General features: G+C 46.2%; 8 protein-coding genes. 2 read left to right on the top strand and 6 right to left on the bottom strand.

Translation table 11 applies throughout. From position 1 onward, the window contains the following. The 4 genes from J0895_RS15155 to J0895_RS15140 form a co-directional block, all read right to left on the bottom strand. On the bottom strand, nucleotides 1–199 hold a 199-nt coding region (locus J0895_RS15155), incomplete at its 3' end, for a PfkB family carbohydrate kinase (protein WP_242541340.1). Between the two features lie 164 nt (nucleotides 200–363). Further along, nucleotides 364–858 carry a hypothetical protein gene (locus J0895_RS15150; protein ID WP_207088887.1) on the bottom strand — a complete coding sequence of 165 codons (495 nt, stop codon included), beginning with the start codon at nucleotides 856–858 and terminating at the stop codon, nucleotides 364–366. 157 nt (nucleotides 859–1,015) lie between these two features. Then, the gene (locus J0895_RS15145; protein WP_207088886.1) at nucleotides 1,016–2,794 is read right to left on the bottom strand and encodes an SWIM zinc finger family protein; all 1,779 of its coding nucleotides are present in this window, start codon (nucleotides 2,792–2,794) and stop codon (nucleotides 1,016–1,018) included. A gap of 357 nt (nucleotides 2,795–3,151) precedes the next feature. Next, a complete protein-coding gene (locus tag J0895_RS15140; protein ID WP_207088885.1) occupies nucleotides 3,152–3,523 on the bottom strand; it encodes a hypothetical protein in 372 nt (123 codons plus the stop codon). A 344-nt stretch (nucleotides 3,524–3,867) separates the two neighbouring features. On the opposite strand from J0895_RS15140, the gene J0895_RS15135 reads away from it, so the two are divergent. Then, nucleotides 3,868–5,100 carry a PQQ-dependent sugar dehydrogenase gene (locus J0895_RS15135; protein ID WP_207088884.1) on the top strand — a complete coding sequence of 411 codons (1,233 nt, stop codon included), beginning with the start codon at nucleotides 3,868–3,870 and terminating at the stop codon, nucleotides 5,098–5,100. Between the two features lie 34 nt (nucleotides 5,101–5,134). Beyond that, nucleotides 5,135–5,902, top strand: coding sequence for a superoxide dismutase (locus J0895_RS15130; RefSeq protein WP_242541339.1), 768 nt, complete (start codon nucleotides 5,135–5,137; stop codon nucleotides 5,900–5,902). Nucleotides 5,903–6,178: 276 nt separating this feature from the next. Here J0895_RS15130 and J0895_RS15125 read toward each other — a convergent pair whose 3' ends face one another. Together J0895_RS15125 and J0895_RS15120 are read right to left on the bottom strand one after the other, a co-directional pair. Then, nucleotides 6,179–6,691, bottom strand: a complete 513-nt coding sequence (locus tag J0895_RS15125) for a DUF4276 family protein (RefSeq protein WP_340643527.1) — start codon at nucleotides 6,689–6,691, stop codon at nucleotides 6,179–6,181. Further along, a complete protein-coding gene (locus tag J0895_RS15120) occupies nucleotides 6,688–7,272 on the bottom strand; it encodes an AAA family ATPase (RefSeq protein WP_242541338.1) in 585 nt (194 codons plus the stop codon). The genes J0895_RS15125 and J0895_RS15120 overlap by 4 nt, the downstream gene beginning before the upstream one ends. Nucleotides 7,273–7,333 lie beyond the last annotated feature (61 nt).

Below are 7,333 nucleotides of genomic sequence, written 5' to 3'. Positions count from 1 at the left end.
GTCCAAAACTATCTCCACCCACTCGCCCAATCATAAAGGTTGTCATCCCCAATCTCGCAGCAGCAACCGCTTGATTTGCACCCTTGCCACCGGATGCGGTAAAAAAGCTAATTCCCGCCAGAGTTTCACCAGGTTTGGGAAGTCGGTGAGTGCGGGTGACTAAATCGAGATTGATACTACCGAACACAATAATACTCATACTTTCCCTCTCCCTTGACTATAGCAATCCTAAATGATTTATGCCCTCTCCTGCTCCCCTCTCCCCCTTTGGGCCGCCTTATGTTGGGGGTGAGGGCATTCCACAACTGATAAAGGATCTGCTATAGACGGATGAGATGTTAACTTTAAGGCTTTCCATTCGTTTTACAGGGGATTTTCTTCTATACCTTGAAACAACTCCAGTAAAAACTTTTTAGAACCCTTAGCTTCGGGGATGAATCCAATCCAGGGTAACGCTAAACCAAAAATGAACATTCCCACAGGGACTAAAAAAGCTGGTTCAAATTCTTCCTGGAACAGGACCATTAAAGCCATTAAGACAAATTGTCCAACCATACTCAGCCAAACGCATATAAAAATTAAAACAAACCGGTGCAGTTTCATTTCGATTTCGATTTGGCTGCCTCTACCGTGGGCGTTTATTCGACCTTCAATCTGCGGTAAGAAAGAATTTCGATAGTAGATAATTCTGGCAATCTTAAAAGAATGTTCGCCAATTTGTCCCCGGTAGAGTTTATCCGACCTTTTCCACTGGAATTGGATTCTGGTGGGGGGAGGTTCGACAACTTCTATTAATTTTTTCTGGACATCATCAGGACTGAGATAAGTCGTAATCGTAAACTTTTGCTTGGGAAACATTCGCTCACCTATAGGGGTTTTGTCTTCTAATTATGGCATGAATTAAAGCAATTGAGTAGGGATTAATCCGCAGAGTACATTTATCTATTAAAACTCAAAGGAAGAAGGGAAATGCCTAATGCAGGAAACCCTTCCCCCTGGCAAGATGGGACGAGGTTTAGTCTAAGCGTCTATCTTCTAGCATCCCCCGGAATTTGTATTTGCGGGCGTGGGTTTGTAGCAATTCTTGACGATAGGTTTTCCAGTGTTCCCACTGTTCTTTTTGAAAGTAGGCGGCCCGGACTTTTTTCAACCAGGCGATCGCCTGATTGTAGGATTCAGATTTTTTGCGATCAAGAATCGCTTCTGCCAGGGGTCGCGCAGTTTCAATCACCCAGTCTGGACGTTGTTTAATTGCGGCATCCATGACCCGATGCACCAAATCTATGTGATAGGAACCCAAGCCTTTTACGGAGGCGATCGCATCATCAATTAAGCCTTCATTCAGGAAAATATCAACCTTAACTACAGTTATTCCCCAACCTGGATACTGCCTGAGAGCATTTAATAAATCTGGCTGAATTTTGGACCAATTTTCTCCGGTTAATTCTTTAATTTTGAAATAATCTGTAGAAGTGGGTTGATTGCAAAAGGCTAATTGTCTCGCATCCAGTTCTATCTCGGTATTTCCCAATTCTTTGGCTAAATCAGCGGTCCAACTGGCGAGTGCATATTGGCAATCTCCCGATAATTTTAACCCCATGCGCCCGACTTCCAGGGCTTTGTTGACTGACCCATTGCTGTGTAAGGTTTGACCCAGGGATAACGCTTCCTCCATTGTTTTCATCTGGTTCTGGGCGGCTTCCATTGCTTCGGCAGTTCGTCCTAAACTGCCCAACATGGTAAGATATTGTTTCATTTGACCTTTCGCTTTAGCCAGGTTCAAATACTCCTGATATCGTTCTTGCCGATCCAGAATTCTTAAGCGAATTAACACCAAATTAGGGGAATAATTTGCGATAGAATCTTCCTCGATTTCGGGTTCAGGGAGGGTTCCTTTGAGGGCTTCTACTAAATCCGGATCATCCCATCCTTGGGTGAGGGATTCTAAGCTGAGGGGAAATTCGGTACTCCACTCATCTTGGAGTATTTCTAATCGCGATCGCCGCTGTTCCACTTCACTGGAACTGAGGGAGTCGCTGAGAATTGCTTCGGCGATCGCCTCATCCAGGGCGATGACAATTTCATCCGGATCAATCCCATATTCTCCCACTCGGTCCCAATCCGCTGCACAAGCTGAAGCAATGGCTTCTAACACAATTAAAGCATTATAAGTCTCTCCAATTTCTATTAACCCTTGTACATTATCAATTAAATCTAATAACTCCTCTGTTACCGGGTCATCTTCCCCGCTTAAATTTTCAAAATACTGCATCCCCTCATATAAAATATCCCGCGCCTGTTGACGAAATGGAGCCGTATTAATAGGGGAAGGTCGCTGATTTTCTAACGGGTTTGGGGCGGTTCTGGGGCCAGCTATTAAGGTAATATAACAATCAATTTCATCCAGTAGTTTCGGGTTTTGCTTAACTAAATCTTGCACTAATCCTTGGATTTGTCCCAAGTTGAGATGATCGAGCAGTTGTTCCAAAGTCGGACGTTCTTGAATAGTTTCCGGTTGTCTCATCACCACAAATAGGGTGGCTACAATATGTTCACACCATTCAGCATCATAGGCACAAGAACAGGTCGCCGAGGTCAAACCCCCCTGATCAAACCCGACTTGAACCCGATAGGGTTGGACTGCGTTGCCGATTACTTCAGCATTGAGTAAATTGCCTCGCCGAGTCACTGCGGTTACATGACCTTCTTCATAATCAGACTTGCCTTTGCTAAACAGGTCAGGGGCGGATTTTTGGCGAATGAAGCGGTCGGTCAAGTCAGGAGTTTTAGACATAAAGCAATCCAATTTGATGGGTCCGGAGAAATTGACGGGTTGTTCAAGAATCGGGCAAGCATATCCTCACCTAATCAGGGCACAGTAATCACCATTTTCTCTATAGCAATCCTAAATGATTTATGACATCTATAGATCCCCTCTCCCCCTTTGGGAGAGGCCTTGGGGGTGAGGGCATTCCACAACTGATAAAGGATCTGCTCTCGTTCCTATCATATCCAGGGATGGTCTAACTCGCAAGACTCATTCACAGATATTAACAACCGCTATTATTCAATTCATTGACAGTCATGCGATCGCAACCCGGGAAAAGAAATACCTCCCTCGGGTATCGCCGTAATTAACTGGATTGTTCCATCAGCATCCCGTCGCCAAGCAGTCGCTATCTCCTGCTTGTGCACTGAGTGTTCCTAACCCTTGGGCAATCCCTCCACGAATCTCAGACTGACCCGAAATCAGCAGATTTTCGACCTGAATCGAGATACTTCCACCCCCTGCACCGGCCACATCCACTCGCGCCCCATTAGTGAGATTGAGCGGCGATCGCCCGACAGTTTCAGGCAGTTTCAGAGTGTTTCTCCCGGGTAATTCCACCATTCCCGTATCGGATATCCCCCCCAACACGACTCCTCCACCCGGTGCTAGTAATTGTCCGCCTTCAATGCTAATATTACCGCCAACTAGGGTTAAGGTTTGATTCGGCAGAACGCTCAAGACCGCATCTCGCACAAGGATATTCCCCAGATTTGGTCCATATTGTAACCCTTCAGGGACATCAATACTAGCCCAGTCAATGTGGTAAATTTAATGACGAAAAATCGTTTTTTCATGTAGGTGTTTGGTCTGATCACCCTCTCCCTGATGTAGGGGTTTGGTCTCCAAACCCTCTTGAGACTCTTCCCCAAGACAGATGTCAGTTGTCACGCCCTTATTCTAGCGTGGAATTTGTATGCCAAAATAGCCACACCCGTTATCACCGAATCCGGGCAGTTCTTGAGGTTTACTCTCTGACATTAAGGGGTCGATCTACCCACTTAAATCGGTAGAATCCAATCACTGAGGTTTTAGAGTTGATGATTAAGTTAAGCCATATTCTCACCTTCATACCCATCGTGAGTTTGATTGGGGTGGCCAGTTGTACCGCCCCCACCGGCGCATTGCTGGAAAATAACACCACCGGACAAGGAAACCGCCCCCAGGAACTGGCCCAAGGCGTTCCCACCTCCAGTCCCGAGACCGCTTGCATCTTGGTGGAAAATGGGTTTGGTCCCCAAGGTCAAGTCAATATTCGGATAGAAGAGGTCGTGAATGGACTGGATGTTCCCTGGGGAATTGGGTTTTTGCCCAATGGGGATATGCTGGTAACTGAACGACCCGGACGGGTGCGATTGGTCCAAAACGGTCAACTGCGGCCCGAGGCCGTTGCTACGATTAATGTGACGGCCCGGGGTGAGGGGGGACTGCTGGGAATTGCCATGCATCCGGATTTTGCCAGTAATCGATTCTTCTATGTTTACTATACTGCCGATACCGAGGGCGCATCGGTTAACCGGGTGGAACGATGGCAACTGGCCTCGAATGGGTTAAGTGCGACTCGCGATCGCATTATTTTGGATGATATTCCCGTCGCACAATTTCACAATGGCGGACGGATTCGCTTTGGACCCGATGGAATGCTGTATATTGGCACGGGAGATGCCCGCGAACCGGACTTATCCCAAGATGTCAGCAGTCTCGCCGGTAAAATTCTCCGGGTCACTCCCGAGGGCGATGTTCCCCCGGATAATCCTTTTCCGGGCAATCCTGTCTATATTCTGGGCATTCGCAATACTCAAGGGTTTGATTGGGTGAATGAGTCAACCTTGCAAGTCACGGATCATGGACCCAGTGGAGAATTAGGTAGACGAGGCCATGATAAAGTCAGTGTCGCACAAGCGGGGGATAATCTCGGGTGGCCGACTATTTATCGCTGTGAATCACAGGCGGGATTAGTTACCCCTTCTATCGTCTGGCGAGATGCGTTACCCCCTGGAGGTGCGGCCATTTATACCGGGACAGCCATTCCGGAATGGCAAGGAGATTTAATCATTGCTTCTCTGCGATCGGAACATTTGCAGCGAGTAGTTTTTGACCCGCAATCTCCCCAACAAGTGCAACAGCATGAAGTGTATTTGCGAGGGGAGTATGGACGACTCCGAGAGGCTATAATTGGACCCGATGGTGAACTTTATATCACCACCAGCAATTGTGATGGTCGTGGCGGTTGTCCCTCGGATGGTGATAAAATTCTTCGCATCACTCGTTAAAGTTTAACCAGATTCACTCATTGGAGATTCACCCATGATAAACCAGAAAAAATGGCGGTTTGGTTCAGTTTTGGCCGGAATTATGGCGTTATTCCTGCTGATTGCTTGTCAGGGAATGGGTCAAAACAACCTATCTCAAACACCAGCAACGACAACCAGTCCCCTCAGCGAACTGAGTGCTTCTCCGGCTGAATTACCGCCATTGCCTTACCCCTATAATGCCCTAGAACCGCATATTGATGCGCGGACGATGGAGTTACATCATGATCGGCATCATGCCAGCTATGTTAGTAACTTAAACAAGGCATTAGAAAATAATGCCAATCTCCGCAACCAAAGCGTTGAATCCTTAATTCGCAATTTAAATCAGGTGCCAGAAGATATCCGCACAACCGTCAGAAATAATGGCGGAGGTCATGTCAATCATTCGATGTTTTGGGAAATCATGAGTCCGAATGGTGGAGGAGAACCCACCGGGGCGATCGCCCAAGCTATTAACGAAACCTTTGGCAGTTTTGAGACCTTCAAAGAGCAATTTAATCAAGCAGGAAGCAGTCAATTTGGCAGTGGTTGGGTTTGGTTAGTTCGCAATGCGCAAGGTCAACTGGAAATTACCAGTACCCCCAATCAAGATAGTCCCCTCATGGATGGACAATATCCCATCATGGGCAATGATGTCTGGGAACACGCCTATTACCTCAACTACCAAAATCAGCGGGGGGAATATTTGAACAGTTGGTGGAATGTCGTCAATTGGGAAGAAGTAAACCGCCGATTTGAACTGGCTTCTCAAGCGAGTTAACCTTCTGAACTCTAGGGTTTTTCACCTGAATATTATACCCAGTCCATCGGGTCATCCTCGGTTTATAAATACCGAGGATGACCTGAACGAGATCACTTCAGACTTTTTCGATAGCTAGACTTCTTGAAAAATTCTCTCAAGCGGATTGGCGTGTTTAGGTTAGGAATGAATCTGAATTTACAGAATTTCTTCACCGCCACATAAAAACAAAATTGTATTAATAAAAGCCTTGAGTTCAGAACAAACCTGGATAGACTCCATCAAATCGTTGGCTTTTTAAATCTTTAAACCATCGCGAGTTTTGCTATAGCTTCTAGGGGATTGGCCATTTTCAAAAATTTCTTGAATATGTTTCGAGGGCGATTTATGATGATTCACCTCCTCCGGATTGCCGCTAGGAACTGATTTATTATGCTTGGCTAACTTTTGAATGGTCGGCCAAAAGGGTAGCAGCCATGCCTCAAAATCATGTTGTGCAGCGTGGGGATAAAAGTTAGGATTGTTTCCCACCCATTGTCTCATTTTCTTTTTGGCATCGGCTGCATCGTTAAAATCCTTAGTTCCGGTATAAACGTCAGTTAAGGCAATCACTGCATCATGAGCATCCTTGCCACTGAGCAACGCTTCTACCGCACGTTTGAGTTTTTCTTCTTTCGGAATCCGTCCATCACAAGTGATTGGCTTTAATCTAGGCATTATTCCAGCAGGTAAGCGGGAATTCAGAATGCGCCGCACACTCGGCATCAATGCTATTTCAGTTTTCCCTTCAACTAAAATAGCAATTTTCACGATCGCCCTCCCATGATGTTCATCGCCCACAGTTCATCTAAACTATACTCTTTTAACCATTTCTCTAAATCCAGAGAATCCGCCCAAGTCATCGTCGTGAACCCCTCTTCATCCGCATCACAGACCAATACTTCTGCCGGGTGCAAAAAGCGAATGAGGCGATCGGAATGGGTAGCAACAATTAGCTGCGTTCGTTTCGATGCTTCTCGCATGACATCCACCAGCAATCGTAACAATTCTGGATGCAAGCTGACTTCCGGTTCATCAATTAATGTGACAGCAGTTAAATTCGGACTTTGCAGCAGGGTGACTAACCACAAAAACCGCACAGTCCCCTCGGAAAGCTGATGCATATAAAGGGGGTGCGAAAAATTTTTATCTTTCCAAGTCAATGCCAATGTGCCTGCTGCTACTGGGGGAAAACTCAAACTTTCAAAACTAGGAAAGGCAGCAGACAGAGTATCGGTTATCAGTTCAAATCGATCCGGGTCTGTTTCTCGTAAATTATAGAAAACGCCGTAAAACCCACGTGCTTTAGCCGTGGGATATAAGGGGGTTAGCGTAGGTACGTAGCTAACCAATTACTTAGTTTTTTGGTTCTCAACATATCTCTTAATCGTATCCCCAGAAACTGCCCCCGCC

This window comes from Phormidium pseudopriestleyi FRX01, from assembly GCF_017313335.1.
GTDB lineage: Bacteria > Cyanobacteriota > Cyanobacteriia > Cyanobacteriales > Laspinemataceae > Laspinema > Laspinema pseudopriestleyi.
The sequence above is the reverse complement of the archived record's forward strand: the minus strand, read 5'-3'. Positions and strand labels throughout refer to the sequence as shown.